Source organism: Lysinibacillus sp. NPDC097214, assembly GCF_050277945.1.
Classification (GTDB): domain Bacteria; phylum Bacillota; class Bacilli; order Bacillales_A; family Planococcaceae; genus Lysinibacillus; species Lysinibacillus xylanilyticus_B.
Genome location: NZ_JBNNSS010000014.1, coordinates 1 through 15,917, shown reverse-complemented (window position 1 = coordinate 15,917; position 15,917 = coordinate 1). Strand labels below are relative to the sequence as shown.

The 15,917-nt window shown below is 36.7% G+C and carries 17 protein-coding genes and 1 riboswitch; of the genes, 8 read left to right on the top strand and 9 right to left on the bottom strand.

Features of this window, described 5'->3' with window-relative positions; translation table 11 throughout:
* Positions 1-21: 21 nt before the first annotated feature.
* From ACQKMI_RS22005 to ACQKMI_RS21990, 4 genes are all read right to left on the bottom strand, one after another.
* A complete protein-coding gene (locus ACQKMI_RS22005; protein ID WP_427492397.1) occupies positions 22-1,335 on the bottom strand; it encodes a GntP family permease in 1,314 nt (437 codons plus the stop codon).
* Positions 1,336-1,462: 127 nt separating this feature from the next.
* On the bottom strand, positions 1,463-3,238 hold the full coding sequence (locus ACQKMI_RS22000) for a helix-turn-helix domain-containing protein (RefSeq protein WP_427492395.1): 1,776 nt from the start codon (positions 3,236-3,238) through the stop codon (positions 1,463-1,465).
* A gap of 143 nt (positions 3,239-3,381) precedes the next feature.
* Positions 3,382-3,507: a hypothetical protein gene (locus tag ACQKMI_RS21995; RefSeq protein ID WP_427492394.1), complete on the bottom strand. Its 126-nt coding sequence runs from the start codon at positions 3,505-3,507 to the stop codon at positions 3,382-3,384.
* Positions 3,508-3,554: 47 nt separating this feature from the next.
* Positions 3,555-3,887 carry a DUF4870 domain-containing protein gene (locus ACQKMI_RS21990; RefSeq protein ID WP_323650789.1) on the bottom strand — a complete coding sequence of 111 codons (333 nt, stop codon included), beginning with the start codon at positions 3,885-3,887 and terminating at the stop codon, positions 3,555-3,557.
* A 125-nt stretch (positions 3,888-4,012) separates the two neighbouring features.
* A riboswitch (TPP riboswitch) is annotated at positions 4,013-4,120 on the top strand.
* A 130-nt stretch (positions 4,121-4,250) separates the two neighbouring features.
* On the opposite strand from ACQKMI_RS21990, the gene thiT reads away from it, so the two are divergent.
* Together thiT and map are read left to right on the top strand one after the other, a co-directional pair.
* A complete protein-coding gene (thiT, locus tag ACQKMI_RS21985; RefSeq protein WP_427416120.1) occupies positions 4,251-4,811 on the top strand; it encodes an energy-coupled thiamine transporter ThiT in 561 nt (186 codons plus the stop codon).
* Between the two features lie 288 nt (positions 4,812-5,099).
* A complete protein-coding gene (map, locus tag ACQKMI_RS21980) occupies positions 5,100-5,855 on the top strand; it encodes a type I methionyl aminopeptidase (RefSeq protein ID WP_323650904.1) in 756 nt (251 codons plus the stop codon).
* 25 nt (positions 5,856-5,880) lie between these two features.
* On the opposite strand, the gene ACQKMI_RS21975 is transcribed toward map, so the two are convergent.
* Complete coding sequence (locus ACQKMI_RS21975) at positions 5,881-6,594, bottom strand: hypothetical protein (RefSeq protein ID WP_427492392.1); 714 nt, start codon at positions 6,592-6,594, stop codon at positions 5,881-5,883.
* A 203-nt stretch (positions 6,595-6,797) separates the two neighbouring features.
* Between ACQKMI_RS21975 and ACQKMI_RS21970 the strand changes: the two genes are divergently transcribed.
* Both ACQKMI_RS21970 and ACQKMI_RS21965 read left to right on the top strand, forming a co-directional pair.
* The gene (locus tag ACQKMI_RS21970) at positions 6,798-7,622 is read left to right on the top strand and encodes a polyphosphate kinase 2 family protein (protein WP_427492390.1); all 825 of its coding nucleotides are present in this window, start codon (positions 6,798-6,800) and stop codon (positions 7,620-7,622) included.
* Between the two features lie 199 nt (positions 7,623-7,821).
* Positions 7,822-8,409, top strand: a complete 588-nt coding sequence (locus ACQKMI_RS21965; RefSeq protein WP_427492388.1) for a GNAT family N-acetyltransferase — start codon at positions 7,822-7,824, stop codon at positions 8,407-8,409.
* A 54-nt stretch (positions 8,410-8,463) separates the two neighbouring features.
* On the opposite strand, the gene ACQKMI_RS21960 is transcribed toward ACQKMI_RS21965, so the two are convergent.
* Together ACQKMI_RS21960 and ACQKMI_RS21955 are read right to left on the bottom strand one after the other, a co-directional pair.
* Entirely contained in the window at positions 8,464-9,024 is a 561-nt protein-coding gene (locus ACQKMI_RS21960; protein ID WP_427492386.1) for a beta-class carbonic anhydrase, read from the bottom strand.
* 179 nt (positions 9,025-9,203) lie between these two features.
* Positions 9,204-9,338, bottom strand: a complete 135-nt coding sequence (locus tag ACQKMI_RS21955; RefSeq protein ID WP_255350001.1) for a hypothetical protein — start codon at positions 9,336-9,338, stop codon at positions 9,204-9,206.
* 915 nt (positions 9,339-10,253) lie between these two features.
* On the opposite strand from ACQKMI_RS21955, the gene motA reads away from it, so the two are divergent.
* Complete coding sequence (gene motA / locus ACQKMI_RS21950; RefSeq protein ID WP_427492384.1) at positions 10,254-11,057, top strand: flagellar motor stator protein MotA; 804 nt, start codon at positions 10,254-10,256, stop codon at positions 11,055-11,057.
* On the top strand, positions 11,041-11,814 hold the full coding sequence (gene motB, locus ACQKMI_RS21945; RefSeq protein ID WP_427492382.1) for a flagellar motor protein MotB: 774 nt from the start codon (positions 11,041-11,043) through the stop codon (positions 11,812-11,814). The genes motA and motB overlap by 17 nt, the downstream gene beginning before the upstream one ends.
* A gap of 66 nt (positions 11,815-11,880) precedes the next feature.
* On the opposite strand, the gene ACQKMI_RS21940 is transcribed toward motB, so the two are convergent.
* Entirely contained in the window at positions 11,881-12,102 is a 222-nt protein-coding gene (locus ACQKMI_RS21940) for a DUF1128 domain-containing protein (RefSeq protein WP_427492380.1), read from the bottom strand.
* Between the two features lie 206 nt (positions 12,103-12,308).
* Here ACQKMI_RS21940 and ACQKMI_RS21935 point away from each other — a divergent pair, with 206 nt between their 5' ends.
* Both ACQKMI_RS21935 and ACQKMI_RS21930 read left to right on the top strand, forming a co-directional pair.
* The gene (locus ACQKMI_RS21935) at positions 12,309-12,635 is read left to right on the top strand and encodes a YtxH domain-containing protein (RefSeq protein ID WP_427492378.1); all 327 of its coding nucleotides are present in this window, start codon (positions 12,309-12,311) and stop codon (positions 12,633-12,635) included.
* A gap of 25 nt (positions 12,636-12,660) precedes the next feature.
* The gene (locus ACQKMI_RS21930) at positions 12,661-13,599 is read left to right on the top strand and encodes a YihY/virulence factor BrkB family protein (protein WP_427492376.1); all 939 of its coding nucleotides are present in this window, start codon (positions 12,661-12,663) and stop codon (positions 13,597-13,599) included.
* 55 nt (positions 13,600-13,654) lie between these two features.
* On the opposite strand, the gene ACQKMI_RS21925 is transcribed toward ACQKMI_RS21930, so the two are convergent.
* The gene (locus ACQKMI_RS21925; protein WP_427492374.1) at positions 13,655-15,559 is read right to left on the bottom strand and encodes a heavy metal translocating P-type ATPase; all 1,905 of its coding nucleotides are present in this window, start codon (positions 15,557-15,559) and stop codon (positions 13,655-13,657) included.
* Positions 15,560-15,917: the final 358 nt, after the last annotated feature.

Sequence of the window (15,917 nt, the reverse complement as noted above, 5' to 3'; positions counted from 1 at the left end):
CCTACTGTTTATTATTGGTGTTTACGAATAAATTAAAATCGCAGTAATTAATGCTGGAATTGCTGCTACAAGAGGTCCAATTACTGAGACAAAAAATATATGCTTGTAGGCATCTTTATGTGTTAATCCTATAACTGCCAGTACAGTAATAACTGCTCCATTATGCGGTAAAGAATCTAAACTACCAGAAGCGATTGTCGCAATACGATGAAGTGCCTCAGGATTAACGCCTAAATCTAAATAAGTTTGGGCCAGTGTTTCCATCGCAATTCCAAGACCGCCAGAGGCAGTACCTGTAATTCCTGCAAGTGCCGCAATAGCGGCATAAAGAGAAATCAAAGGGGAACCAGGTATGTTGGTAAGCATTTCAGTTACTACTCCGAAGCCTGCTGTCGCTGCAATTACGGTGCCATAACCAACATCAGCACTTGTATTAACAATTGGTAAAACTGTATTTGTTGCTCCTATATTAATTGCTTGTAATTTGTTGTCTATGTATTTCCAAAAGATAATGATGGAAACAAGCACTGTAAGCATTAATGTGTAGAGGATATCTACTTTAAAAACGTTTAATGTAACAATTAAGAAAATTGGTGGCAAAATACTTAAGATAAATGGCGGCAATTTTCTCTCGCTTGCCTCAAAAGCTTTTGAATCCTGTTTGTCTGGATTTTTCATATTTTCGTATGTTTCACCACGCGCATCTGATTTAGACAATTGACGTTTTAAATAGAAGCAATTAAAAACAATAATGGTAACCGTAGCAACAATCCCAACAACAGGTGCTGCAGTAGCTGTTGTACCTAAATATTTCGTTGGGATGATGTTTTGTACAGATGGTGAACCAGGAAGCATAGTCATTGTAAAGGTTGCCATGCCAAAGAAAAATGCTCCTGTAAATAGATGCCAAGGGATATTCATAGCCTTAAATAGCGGCTTAGCAATTGGTAAAATAGCAAAAATAACAACGTATGTATTAATACCGCCTAACGTTAAAAAAGCACAAATGATGACGACAGCCATCAATGCATTAAATTTGCTATGACGTCCCATAATCTTTAAAAGTCTTTCTGCTATTGCACGAGCAGCACCACTATCATCCATGAATTTACCGAAAATTGCGGCAAATAAGAAGATGAGGTAGTAGTTTTTCATAAAGTTTATAAACCCGGTCATATAGTCGCCCTGTAGTGAATCTAAAATAGGCATTTGATTTAAAATAATGACGATTAAGCTGGCAATTGGCGCAATAATAATGATACTGAACCCGCGTAGTGCTAGAAAAATTAATAAAGCCAGGGAAGCAATAATCGTAAACAAACTCCACATTTCCATTCCTGTTAAGCCCTCCTAGTTTAATATAAATATTCTGAAAATTCAATAAGTAGGGTTTAGTATAACAATGAATGCTATGAAAATACTATGTAAAAACAGACAAAGATAAGATCTGTACTTTGTCTGTTTAGGCTAACTTCGCATTTTGTAAGTAAGAAAACATATAGATGGCAAGGTTTAATTCAAACATAGTTTTCCCATTTTGCTCATCAACTTCTATCAATGAAAAGATCGTCTGAAGCCTATATTTAATAGTGTTTAGATGTACATAGCATGCCTCCGCAGTTTGTTTGCGATTTTGATTATGTTCAAAAAATAGTTTGAGTGTATATAACAAATCAGTTTTATGCTGTTTGTCATATTCGATAATTGGTCCAAGCTTCATCTCTACATATTCTGTCATTTCCTGTGGGTCGTTATGTAAGAAAAGTGAGTATGGTCCAAGCTTATCGTAGGATAAAATGAACGGTGCCTGTTCGAGTGTTTGTAAATAGTCAATGCACTTTTTTGAGTCCCGGTAAGAACTAGAAATATTTTCAATAGTGTCGAAATGTCTCCCTAGGCCAACGATAAACGACAGTGAATTGTACTTTTTAGAATCCTTATTGAGGAGCTTGAAAAAAAGTTGAATGCTTTCTTTAAATTGTTCAACTGGTTCTCTTAGATTGTTCATAAATAAAAAATGATAGTGTAAATCATGTTCTGAGATAAAAACTGGTAAGGAAAATAAACGTGCTAAGCGATAAAGTAGCTTGCTAAATTGTTGCTGCTTTTTTTTTGTTTGAGCAACACCATACTTACTTCCCTCAAGCTGTAGAGTAGCGCATAAATAATGGGTCGTTTGTTGGGCTTCTTGACGTTTATAAAAGGCATTAAAATTCAAGTTTAGTAGCTGTTGTAACAAATAACCGTCGTATTTGAAGGAAATTTCAAGCTCCTTTTCCTCCTCGGCTAATTGTAAGGCGAAAAGAGCACTTGCCTGTTCTACTGCAAATAAATCTAGAGGATCCATCTGTAAATGTTGATCCATAACAATCAACAGTATTCCTATTACACCCCGCTCTGTATGGATAGGGAACAAATAACTTACATACATTTCATGGTTGATTGGTATATGTACTTGATGTTGCACGCATTGGTGAACAACTGTATGAAGATGCTCTGATTCCTGCTCTTTTAAAATTTCGGTTGCAAGCTTTGCTGTTGAAGAAGATGCGACAAGTAAATCGTAAAAATCAGTGGTAATCGCTACAGACTGTCCTAGTAAGGAAGCGAGTGTATCGATCATATCGTTTAGTCGACCTCGTGTTAAAGAGACTCGTGTTAAAGCATTATAAATGCGTTTAGAGCGTTCATTTTGAGTAAATAATTTTGCATTTTCGATGGCAATTGAGGATTGATTCGCAAATGCTTGAAGCATTGTTAAATCACTATTCTCAAACTGTGTATCTCCTGAAAAATTGACAATCGTTAACACGCCTATACATGAATTACTTTTATCAAGAAGCGGAGCACAAACAGCACTTTTTGGGTAAGTAAAATCACCGACTGCTTTTGTATAGTGTTCTTCATACTGTGGAAATAAATCGGCCATATTTTCAGTTACATCATCGCTAGTATGGAATCTAAATGCCTTTTTTTGAGAGAATACTTTTCCGGTCATCCCTTCATTTGAGGCAAGGTGAATTTTCTTCAAGTAAGCTAGATCATAACCTACAGTATGCTTAGCAATTAAACGATTTGTCTCTGTATTTAACATAAACAGCACACCTGCATCAGCACCTTTAATCACATGGAGTACTTCACTAATAAGTTTCTCTAACACTTGGTCTATATCGAGTGTTGATGTTAGGACCTGTGCAGCATTAACCAAGCTCATTAATTGTTTTTCGGTATTTATCATAAACAACTCCTCATGTGTATTGTTAAACTTTATTTTACAGTGCCATATAGAAGATAGCGAACTGTTAAATAACGAAAAAAAGAATCTGCTGAAAAAAGTAAGCAGATTCTTGTTAGTAACCTCATTTTAACTTTAAAAACGTATTATTGCTTATAGATGTTTTTTGAGGAATTAGCCGTTCCCTTCTTTGCAGCGATTACTTTTTTAACAATTGGAATAACGATAGGTGCTAATTTTACGGCGGTTTTGACAACTTTAGATACTTTCAAAAATAACAGCTCCTTTTAGTACTATCTGTTCAAGGTTGAAATGAAACTTATCGGATAACGCGAACAGCTTGAATAATATTCCAAATGACGATTCCTATTGAGACGAGAATGTAAATTGCGAACGAAACTAACCAAATGATAAGAAATGTACTGCTACCTGAATCTGGTTCAAAAGTGTTGAATGATAAAGTTGAGAAAATAAAGACTGCAAAAAATATTATTCCAAATGCGACTGGGATTAAATGTGATATTAGTGCTCGAAGAGAATGACTCTTGACGTCGTGATCTTTTGAAACAAAGTAAACTACTAATGGCACAATGAAAGGTGCGAAAAAGATACTGAGATAACTAAAGGCAGATAAAATTTTTTGGTTCTCCATAGTTGTACCTCCTTTTTTAATATTTACGCATGAAAAACAGTAAAGTTTCAAAAAATTAATGTGGAAGAGGTTGTAATCGTTATAGTGTTTGCGTACAATGAGGTTGTTCAACTAAATTAAGATGTAACGACCACAAGGGGAGCTGATGATGTCAGCTGAGACTGGGCACGTAATGCCTTGACTCTTTGAACCTGTAAGTTAACGCTTGCGTAGGGATGTGGATAGAAACCGACACTTTTACGATGTGAGGCTCTGTCCTGGCATCGTTTTTTAATCTTTATTGATGCCATATAGGAACATATTTGCCAACTGATTTCTATTCCTGCTCTTGTATCCTACATCGGAACAAAGGAGAGAATAATTATGGACAATAAAAGACTTTTAATGCTTGTGGAGATTGCGATATTCGCAGCGATTGGCCTTGTGCTTGATCAGGTTTCCTTTAAAGTATGGGCACAAGGGGGCTCTGTTAGTCTCGTAATGGTGCCAATAGTGTTAATAGCATTTCGCTGGGGCCTTATTCCAGGCATGACAACGGGTTTACTCATTGGTGTTATGCAAACGATGTTTGGTGCCTATATTATACATTGGCTTCAAGGAACACTTGATTATGGTGTTGCCTTTACAGTAGTAGGCTTAGCGGCCGTTGTGCGTGGGCCAGTGCTTGAGGCTGCAAAAGATTTAAACAAAAAGAAAATGGCGCTTTATATTATTTTAGGAACGGTAATAGCGGGCTTTTTACGTTATGCAGCACATACCATTGGGGGCGCTGTATTTTTCGCAGAGTATGCTGGCGATCAAAATGCATGGATTTATTCAATCATCTATAATGGAACATATATGTTACCAGCAACGATTTTAACAGCGATTGTCGGTGTTCTGTTATTTACGGCAGCACCTCAATTAATGCAACGAAAATCATAATTATGATTCCCTTCACATGAGTGAAGGGTTTTATTTTTAATAACGCCTTCGTGACCAACATCGTGTTGGCCCGAGACTCTGCAGCGAGCACCGCGAGCGAAGAGGATCATCGGACGCCCCAGGAAAGCGCCCAGCCGGAACGGAAATCAACTCTACGTTATGGAGATAAGCTTGTTTTTTAGCAATTTACACTTTATGATGGCATATAATATTTAGAGCGTTTAGCGTTTTATGTATAAAAAGTTATGTTATATTAAATAGAGATATTAGATGAAAGGGACGTTAAAAATGATTGTAAAAACGCAAGAAGAGATTGAAGCCTTTAAAAAAATCGGCCGTATTTGTGCTGAAATTCGTGAAGCCATGAAGGCTGCTACAAAACCAGGTGTAACAACACTTGAACTAGATGAAATTGCAGGCCGTATGTTTGCTGAGGCAGGAGCAGTTTCTGGACCTAAAGGGGAGTATGATTTCCCAGGATACACATGTATTAGTGTTAATGAGGAAGTCGCACATGGTATTCCAGGTGAACGTGTGATTAATGAGGGAGATATCGTCAATATAGATGTATCTGGTTCATTAAATGGTTACTTTGCGGATACGGGCATTTCATTTGTAGTTGGTGAAGGTTATGAGGATAAAGAAAAGCTATGTCGCGTAGCTAAAAGTGCTTTCGACCGTGCAATGACAAAAGTAAAAGCTGGATCAAAATTAAACCAAATCGGCAAAGCTGTTGAGCGTGAAGCATATGCCAATGATTTAACAGTGATTATGAACCTAACAGGTCATGGTTTAGGTCGTTCTTTACATGATGAGCCAAATCATATTTTAAATTATTACGATGCATGGGATTCTACAATTATGAAAGAAGGCATGGTACTTGCAGTCGAGCCATTTATCTCAGCGAAAGCGGAGCATATTGTGGAATCTGGTGATGGCTGGACATTCGTTACGCCAGACAAATCATTAGTTGCTCAAATTGAGCATTCAATTATCGTTACAAAAGACAAACCAATTATTTTAACTTCACTTGATGAACAATAAAAAAGCTAAAAATCCTGCTACCAATTTATTTTTGGTAGGCAGGATTTTTTTTAATAAATAATATACCGACAAGTAGCACTCCACATAAAAATAAGGCTGCCGTTGACACAAGTAGCTCATCAAAACCATTATGTAATGCGACCCCGATATAGGCCCAGATAAATACACTTGGATAGATAATATCAAAATAATGGAAACGGATATGTAGTGCTATTGCTACCCCAAGTGTCAGTAAAATAACTGCCCAAAGGGGATCACTAAGCCCAAAACCATTCCATTGATAAGATGTTAGCGTAAAGCTTACATTTGTCATCAGGCTGAATGTAATCCACGCGAAGTAAATCGAGAAGGGTAAACGACCTGTAAGTGAATTATTGCTGAGTGGGTACGTTTTGTACAACTTAGATAAATACAGGACTAAAATAAACGTACTGACAATTGACACTATAAATAGTTCGTGTTGCCAAACAACAATTGCTAACGCCTGCATGATACATATGCTACTAAAGAGAACAGTCTGTTTAAAAGATGTCTTTTTTAGATTCATGACTAACCAATAACCAAGTAACATGTAAACCACAATCCAAATCACATAACTAACATCAAAAGGTGCAAATATTACTGGAAAACGATTTGAGATCTCTAAGGAAGATTGACCGTTTATTTTCATGAAATAGGATGAAAAGGTTAGGATAAGTGAGACAACGTAAGTGATTGTCATCAAAAAAAATCGAGGCATGTTTTCCTCTCCCTTCGTGTTAAATTGTATAGGGAAAAGACAAATAAGTATAGGACTGTAACGTTATATTTTCATTATAACGGAAATTTCCAACAATGTATCGTGTTGTTTCGCTAAAATTATCTACAATTTACCATTTAAATGTGCATTCATATATTTCTTTAGTACAATGGAAGTATACAAATGTAAGGAGTGAAGTTTTAATGACTCAAAACTTAAATGATCTAGATCTATCAGTTAATCTGGATAAGAAAATGTATAAAAAGAAATTAAAAGTACTCCAGTATGAAATGTTAAATGCGCAACAGTTTTTATTAAACAATAAAATAGGGTTAATTTTAGTATTTGAAGGTATGGATGCTGCTGGTAAGGGTGGTGCTATTAAGCGTCTAATCGAACGTGTTGATCCACGTGGTTATGTCGTACATCCGATTTCAGCACCTCAGCCTCATGAACTACGCTACAACTATTTACAACGCTTTTGGAGAAAGCTACCACAGCATGGGCAAATCGCTATTTTTGATCGCTCATGGTATGGCCGTGTATTAGTTGAGCGTATTGAAGGATTTGCATCAAATGAAGAGTGGTCTCGTGCATACGAAGAAATTAATAATTTTGAAAAGATTTTAACGGCAGAAGATTATATTGTTATTAAGTTTTGGCTTCAAGTATCAGATGAGGAGCAGCTTAAACGTTTTAAAGAACGTGAGCAAGATCCGTATAAGTCTTGGAAGCTAACAGATGAAGACTGGCGAAATCGTGAAAAAACACTACAGTATACGGAATCTGCAAATGAAATGTTTGAGAAGACCGATAAGAAAAGTGCTCCATGGGTTCTAATACCAGGAGACGATAAAAAATATGCACGTGTACAGGTGCTGCAAGAAACACTAGCACATATAGAACGTGAAGCAAAAAAACGTGGCCTTCATGTAACGAATGTCTTAGACAAAGCGCATTTAGAAGATGCTGAATCGTCTAGCCTGGAATTGCTAGAAGAGAAGCCTAAAAAACAAAAAGTGAAATAATGTTATTGATGCTGTAACAACAAGACGAGATGTTTTAGTTGTAGCAGCATCTTTTTTTACATACAATAAAGTAAAACTTCAATTCGGTGGGTGTTTACCCACAAATTGTTAGGTAAGTATTTAGTCAGTTAATCGTGGACTATGTGGATTGAAAATGAACGCAGGCTTTAAACAATTATCGGAAGGTTAGTGTGGAAAAATGGTGCTTAAAATTTGGAGACTATTGAGGAAAAAGGGTGAAAATGTGGTATCAATTCAGGGAGGGAAATGCTACATTCGCACATTTTATGAAAAAGACGCACAAAGTTTAACTGATCTCGTAAGCCGCAATAAATATTTTTGGTCTACATACGAACCGTTACAACGACCTGAATATTATACAATTAATGCTCAATATAAAAAAATTCAAGAAAGCTTATACTTAATGGACTCAAAGAGGGAATTTACTTTCGGTATTTTTGAGCCAGGTACAAATAATCTAATAGGACATATTGCTCTTTATGCAGTAAAACGTTTACCGTATTCCAGTGCGTTTGTTGGTTATGCGATGGATGAAATTTATGTGGGAAAAGGGATCGTGACAGAAGCAGTGAATATGGTCGTGCAATTTGCGTTCGAGCAAGTAGGCTTACATCGTGTAGAGGCTTATGTTTCAACACAAAATAATCCTTCTATCCGAGTTTTAGAAAAGTCTGGATTTCAGCGAGAAGGTCTTTTGAGAAAGCTGCTGTACATTAATGGCCAATGGGTGGATCATTATATGTATACACGTTTAGAGAACGAATAAAAAGAAGCGTCTTACTTTCAAGTAATGAAGGATAGACGCTTCTTATTTTTACTATTATTTACTACCGTCTATGATTAAATCAAGGCGACCTGTATTTGGATCAACTACTAATCCATGAACAGGCACATCTTTCACCATTAACGGGTGATTGCGAATTGTATCTACGCTTTTCTTAACACTTGTTGCTACGTCGCCAAAGCCACGTAAAAACTCTTTTAAATCAAGACCTGAATTTTCTACCGTTTTGATAGTTTCAGGATTAATCCCTCTAGCAACCATTTTATTTAGCATTGCTTCTGGGTCAACTGCGCTCATACCGCAGTCGTAATGTCCAACAACATACACTTCATCCGCTTGCAGTTCATAAACAGCTACAAGTAAACTACGCATAATTGCACCAAAAGGGTGACTAACTAATGCCCCAGCACTTTTAACAATTTTTACATCGCCATTACGTAAGTTCATAGCTTTAGGTAACAGCTCAACAAGACGAGTATCCATACAAGATAACACAACGATGCGTTTATCAGGATACTTTGTTGTAATAAAAGGCTCATATTTTTTTTCTTGAACGAAATCTTCATTAAACTTAAGAATATCTTGTAACATTGTCATGAAAGATTGCTCCCTTCCCTACAGAAATATTTTAGAGCAAAATGATCAATATGCAAACAATAATGACAATATTCACGCAATTTTTATGAAAAAAAAAGAAGTTTAGTAATTTATTTAGCGAAGCGAAATAGTTGGAAATAAAAAAACAGCTACATTCTAGTAGCTGTTTTTTAATGAAATTAATATTTTTCTTTTGGCATTGGATCTACAGTTACTGAAGATTTAGAATCTAAACCAACTTGTAGGTAGTGGATGAAGAATGCTAGAGAAATTAGTAAAACGGCTGAAAAGCCAAGTACAGTCGTAATGAACATAATGAAAGCTCCTCTCTACTAAATAATCTACAATACTATCTATAGCAATTATACAATAGGTTACTAGGAAAATCTAAGGAGAATTTATGACATCCATAAGATACCTAGTCTGGACTAATATTAGTAGGTATAAAATACTTGAAATACCCAGTTTTTATTACAGAGAATAGATTCTTTTTTACCTATCTGTAGGAATATTGTTTGTACTCATTTACTTAAAACTAACTATAAAGTCATGTGCCAAGCTTTCATTTAGCACATTCTTCAATAGCTCTCCAAAAGACATTTCCTTCCTACTCTCGATACGAAAAGAAAAGGCAACATTCTCTATCGCGTATTGGTTAGAGGCATTTTCATCAAAAACAATATACAAGACTGTGGAATAGGTAATTCCGTGCCTTTAGGTGGTGAAAGGAGCTTTTTGTCCAAGCACAAAGCCGAAGCCGTACGCAATTATGCCAAGGTATAATTGATTAAATAGGAGAAAAAAATAAATGAGTCTTTCGGAGTGCTTTTATTGCGAGCGTGAAAAAAAGTATCGTCTGATACATCGACAAACAACTGTTTTACACTATTTTTCTGCGAAATTTTAGTAATTATCCGAATAGATTTCAAATTATCAGTCGAATAGCTTATATAGTAAAATTGATATTTTTAGGTATTTAAGCCTACTTTTACGACTCGTTCAGCATATTTTAATAATTTTGTGTCGAAGGATAATAACAAATTCTTAACTAATTTCAAATAAAGACAATTTAGTGTATTATTCTTAATTCAATATAATCAAATGTAGTCGGAAAGTGAATAAAAAGTATTTATTACATCGAAAAAAATGTGAAATACATTTATACTATATTCAAAATATGAAAAAAAGGACGAAATAAAGGTAAATAGGAGATTTGGAGGTTCAAAAAAATGGATTTGTCGTCGGTAGTAGGGATAATTTTAGCGTTTATCGCGCTATTAACAGGGATGGTGATGAAGGGTGTAAACTTAAGTGCGTTTTATAACCCAGCGGCCATTCTAATTATCATCGTCGGTACTGTTTCCGCAGTAACAATTGCCTTCCCCATGAAGGAGTTAAAGCGTGTACCAAAGCTATTTAAAATTCTTTTTAAAGAAGCAAAATTGGCAGATGATATTGAGATTATTAAGATGTTTTCGCAATGGGCTGATTTAGCTCGCCGTGAAGGTCTATTAGCGCTTGAGAGTAAAGCTTCAGAGATAGAAGACCCATTTTTGAAAAATGGACTTACCTTAGCAATTGATGGTCAAAATGCGGACTATATTCGTGATGTCCTAACGGAAGAAGTCGAAGCAATGGAAGAACGTCATGCTAGTGGTTCTGCAATTTTTACACAAGCTGGTACATATGCCCCGACTTTAGGGGTACTCGGTGCGGTAGTAGGTTTAATCGCCGCATTAGCAGATTTGAATGACATAGAAAAGCTAGGACATGCTATTTCAGCTGCTTTTATGGCTACATTACTAGGTATTTTTACAGGTTATGTTTTATGGCATCCATTTGCGAATAAATTAAAACGAAAATCTGCTGTAGAAGTAAAACAAAAACGTATGATGATTGAAGGTATCCTTTCGGTATTAGAAGGGGAGGCACCACGTGTTATCGAACAAAAATTATCTTCTTACTTAACAATGGAAGAACGTCGTCAAATTTCGGATGAAAGCGGGGCGGGCGGCCTTGGCAAAGAAAGCTAAGAAAAAAAAGCATGATGAGCATATCGATGAGTCTTGGTTAGTACCGTATGCTGATATTTTAACGCTGTTATTAGCATTATTTATTGTACTGTTTGCGTCCAGTTCAGTAGACCAAGAAAAGTTAGAGAAAATGTCAGCGGTGTTTAATCAAGTATTTGATGGTGGTACTGGCTTTTTAGAACAGCCTGCACCGATACAAAGTCCGAATGCAGAAAGTAATCAAACACCACAACAAGCGCAACAAAACTCCGCGTATTTAAAGGATCAGAAGGAGTTAGCTGAAATTAAAGATAGTGTTGATAATTTTATCGCAGTGAATGAGATGGAAGGTCAATTTGCAACAGCAATGACTGATGAGGGTTTACTTGTAACAATTCGTGATAGTATCTTGTTCGATCCAGGGAAAGCAGAGATTAAACCAGAATATAATTCGATAGCTAAAGAACTTTCAGATGTAATAGTATCTAATCCACCACGTAGTATTGTGATTACTGGTCATACGGATAATGTGCCGGCTGGTCCAAACTTCACTTCTAACTTACAACTCTCGGGGTTGCGTGCAGTGAACTTCGCAGAAATTTTAATAAACAGTAACTCGAAGTTAGATCGTCGAAACTTTAGTATACAAGGTTACGGTGAAAATCGTGCCATTGCACCAAATGATTCTACAGAAGGGCGTTCTAAAAACCGTCGTGTAGAAGTGTTAATACAACCACTTGTGACTGAGGATGGTACTTCCGCAAAAAAAACAAATTAGAAAAAAGCTATTAGTAACAGGATTTGATGCCCTATTGCTAATAGCTTTTTATTTACAAAATCCTATTTATTTACGTAAAGATCCTAATTCAGCAACGATGGCTTGCATCTCGCTCGGACTAAATGAATCGCGCTTCATGACCATTTCGTATAAATAGACAAGGTCTTCGTAATTAGCTTCATCGAAATTTTCCGATTTCATTGCATCGACATTTACCATACGAAGCTTTTCTTTCATTTGATCAACCATATAAATAACGTTCTCTTTTGACGGTACTGATAAATCCATTATTTAAACCTACCTTTCATAATCCTCGGAAATATCATTTCATTGAATAAAAAAAATGTCAACACTGTATTTGAGCTTTGCTTTAAAAATAGACTGTTATTGGGTAGAATAAGGGCAGTGAGAAAGTTAAAGCCTCTGGAAGCAAGTACGCCGAGGCATAATTGATTTATTATTCTAAAACACATTTAAAGCAGGGGGTATTTAATATGGGACGAAGTAAATTATTAGCATCCATCGTAGTTGGTGCCGCAGTTGGTGCTGCATTAAGCATGTTGGACCGTGTAACGCGTGAAAAAACAGTAGCTACAACGAAAAAGATGAAAGAGGCAATCTCGTATTATGCAACCAATCGAGAGGAATTACAAGTACTAGTTGAGGAAAAAGTATTGGCCGCTAAAGTACTGTGTGAAGGTGTTACAGAAAATGTGAATGCCATTGTTGAAAAAGTGGATGAATTTAAAGAATTACCTTCTACAATCGAAGGTATGATTAATGATACAAAATCAGCCTTTTCTTTACCTGATAAAGAATAGTCGGTTCGTACAGGAGGAAATTTGTATGGAAAAGAAAAAAGCATCGATACATACAGCTGTTGGTGTGGTGAAATCATTTGTCTCACCAGACGAAGACACTGTAGATGTGATGACATCAAGAGGCTTTATGCAAGATTTAATACTACGCTTACAGCGAGTGGAAGTATCGGCTCTTGCTGCGGAATTGGCTTATTTCTTTTTACTATCTTTTTTTCCACTACTAATTTTTCTAGTTACATTACTACCGTATTTGAATTTAGAGACGACGCAAGTGTATTCCTTTCTAGTGAATATTATGCCGGACGAGGTATATAGGCTTATTGAAAATACATTAAATGAAATTTTAACAAGCCGTAATAGTAGTTTGTTATCCATCGGGGTGCTTGGAACAATTTGGTCTGCTTCTAAAGGGATTAATGCGTTGATTAGAGCCTTGAATAAGGCCTACGATACAGAAACTAGGGGGAGTATATTGGATCGAGGGTTATCCCTTGTTTTCACCATAGCATTTGTCGTTGTTATTGCTGTCGCTCTACTTCTACCGGTTTTTGGGCAACAGGTGGGGCATTTCTTATTTTCGATTGTTGGCATTGAGGAGCAGTTTGAAATCATTTGGCATAGAATGCGCTGGTCGATACCACCACTACTTATTTTTATTGTTTTAATGGGGATCTATAGATTTGTTCCGAATACAGATCCTCGTTTGAAGATAATGAGCGTTTGGCCGGGGGCATTGTTTTCGACTCTAGCCTGGCTAGCGGTTACGTTTGTTTTTTCCTTTTATATTAATAATTTCGCAAATTATTCAGCTACATATGGCAGTATTGGTGGTGTTATTATTTTAATGCTTTGGCTATATTTCACGGGGATTATTTTAATATTTGGTGGCGTTTTAAATGCGACGATGCAGAAAAAAACATTGCAAAAAGAGCTTGTGAAGCAGGAGATATTAACAAATAGTTAGGAATATTAAAAAGGACAGCCTCGATATCACGTTTTGTGATACGAGGCTGTTTGTTTTAGACGTTTTTATTCAGCATACGTAAGCCGTTTAAAATAACTAAAATGGTGCTTCCTTCATGCCCGATAACACCTAGGGGTAAATCGACAACTTGTAAAAAGTTTGAGGCAATTAATAAAACGATAACGCCGATTGAGAAGAAGATGTTTTGTTTGACGATACGTTGCATTTTACGAGACAAACGTACGGCATAGGCAATTTTTGATAAGTCATTTTTCATTAAAACGACATCAGCTGTTTCCAAAGCAACATCTGTTCCTTCTCCCATAGCAATTCCGGTAGTGGCAGTAGCTAATGCGGGTGCATCGTTAATACCGTCACCGACCATCCCTACAAATTTATGCTCAGAAAGAAGTCGTTTCATCTCAGTCACTTTTGTTTCAGGGAGGCACTCTGCGACGTATTCTGTCACGCCTGCTTCCTTAGCGATTACCTTTGCAGTCTTCTCGTTGTCGCCTGTTAGCATGACAACATTAATCCCTAGTTCTTTTAGTAATGAAACTGCTTTTTTTGCTTCGTTGCGAACGGTATCCTTTAAGGCTGCCAATGCAACGATGCCATCTTTATCACGAATGAAAATTACCGTTTTTCCTTCTGAAGCGAGGTTTTCCGCTACACCATCGGCAAATTCATTTGCCTCATCTATACCAACAAAGTCTGGTTTACCAACAAGGTACTCGACCTCATTAACGTAACCTTTAATACCCCAACCTGGGATATCTTTAATAGTGGCCTGAGGAAATTGTGTGATCCCTTCTTTTCTTGCGAATAATGTAATTGCTTGAGCAAGTGGATGGTTCGATTGTGCCTCAATACCTGCAAGGATGGACATTGCGCTTTTACGGTCAAATTCTTCACGAACAATAAAATCAGTAACGGTTGGTTTACCTTGTGTTAAGGTACCTGTTTTATCTACTGCAAGGGCACGTAATGCACCTAGATGCTCTAAATGTAGGCCCCCTTTGAATAGCACACCGTGTTTTGCACCATTTGAAATGGCTGCAAGTGTTGCTGGCATAATAGATGCAACAAGTGCGCACGGAGAAGCAACGACTAGGAGTACCATTGCTCGATAGAAAGTTGTCGTCCAGTCCCAACCTAGGGCAAAGTGAGGAAGAAACATCATTAGGGCAACGGTAAGTAGCACAAATTTCACATACGTACCTTCGAATTTTTCTATAAACTGTTGTGATGGTGATTTTTCACTCTGAGCACTTTGTACAAGCTGGATAATTTTTTGGAATAGTGTTTCGGAATTTGGCTTTGTCATTTCCATCGTAATGGCACCATTTAAGTTCACTGTACCCGCAAATAACTCGTCACCTTCCTGTTTTGCTACTGGAAGTGGTTCACCGCTAATTGCAGATTCATCGATAGAAGACTGTCCTTTGAAGATTACACCGTCTGCTGGTACACGTTCACCAGGCTTAACGAGTAGGTGATCACCAATTTGTAGAGTTGATACAGCAACTTTCATGGGTTCAAAACCACCACGAACAAGCCAAGCCTCTTCAGGTTGTAAATTCATGAGTGCAGAAATTTCACGATGACTTTTGTTCATTGCGTATGTTTCAAGAGCACCACTCACAGCGAAGATGAAAATTAGAATAGCACCCTCCGTCCAATAACCGATTGCTGCTGAACCGATTGCGGCTAATACCATCAGTAGTTCAACGTTAAGTGCCTTATTTTCAATGGTCTCTTCAATACCTTCTTTTGCTTTAGCAAATCCACCAACGCAAAATGCAACAATAAATAAAAGAATAGAGGCTGTTGTTTGCCCGCTTGTATCTAAACGCCATGCAAGTAAAATAAACAAACCTGCTATAAGAGCGGCGATTAATTCAGCGTGTTCCTTTGTTTTCTCAATTAAACTAATATTTTCTCGATTAGCATGTTCCATTTCTATCCCTCCTGATAATGAAAATCAATATCAAAATCTATATAAATCAATGAGTATAAACTGTTTCTAATTGAAAATAGATATCAATTAATTCATTTTTAATTTAGAATTATTATAACAAAGGAATTTGAAAAAAGAAAGTAAGAAATTAGGAGGTTTTTTTAACATATTTTAGCGGGTGTCCAAACACCCGCTAAAATAAAGGAACTCAGTCTAAGAACGCCACGTCCTGTGGCAATTTATCTGTGCGAAAGCGAAGCGGTAGCAACACGGTTTTATCTGTGCGAAAGCGAAGCGACAGCAACACGGTTTTATCTGTGCGAAAGCGAAGCGACAGCAACACGGTTTTATCTGTGCG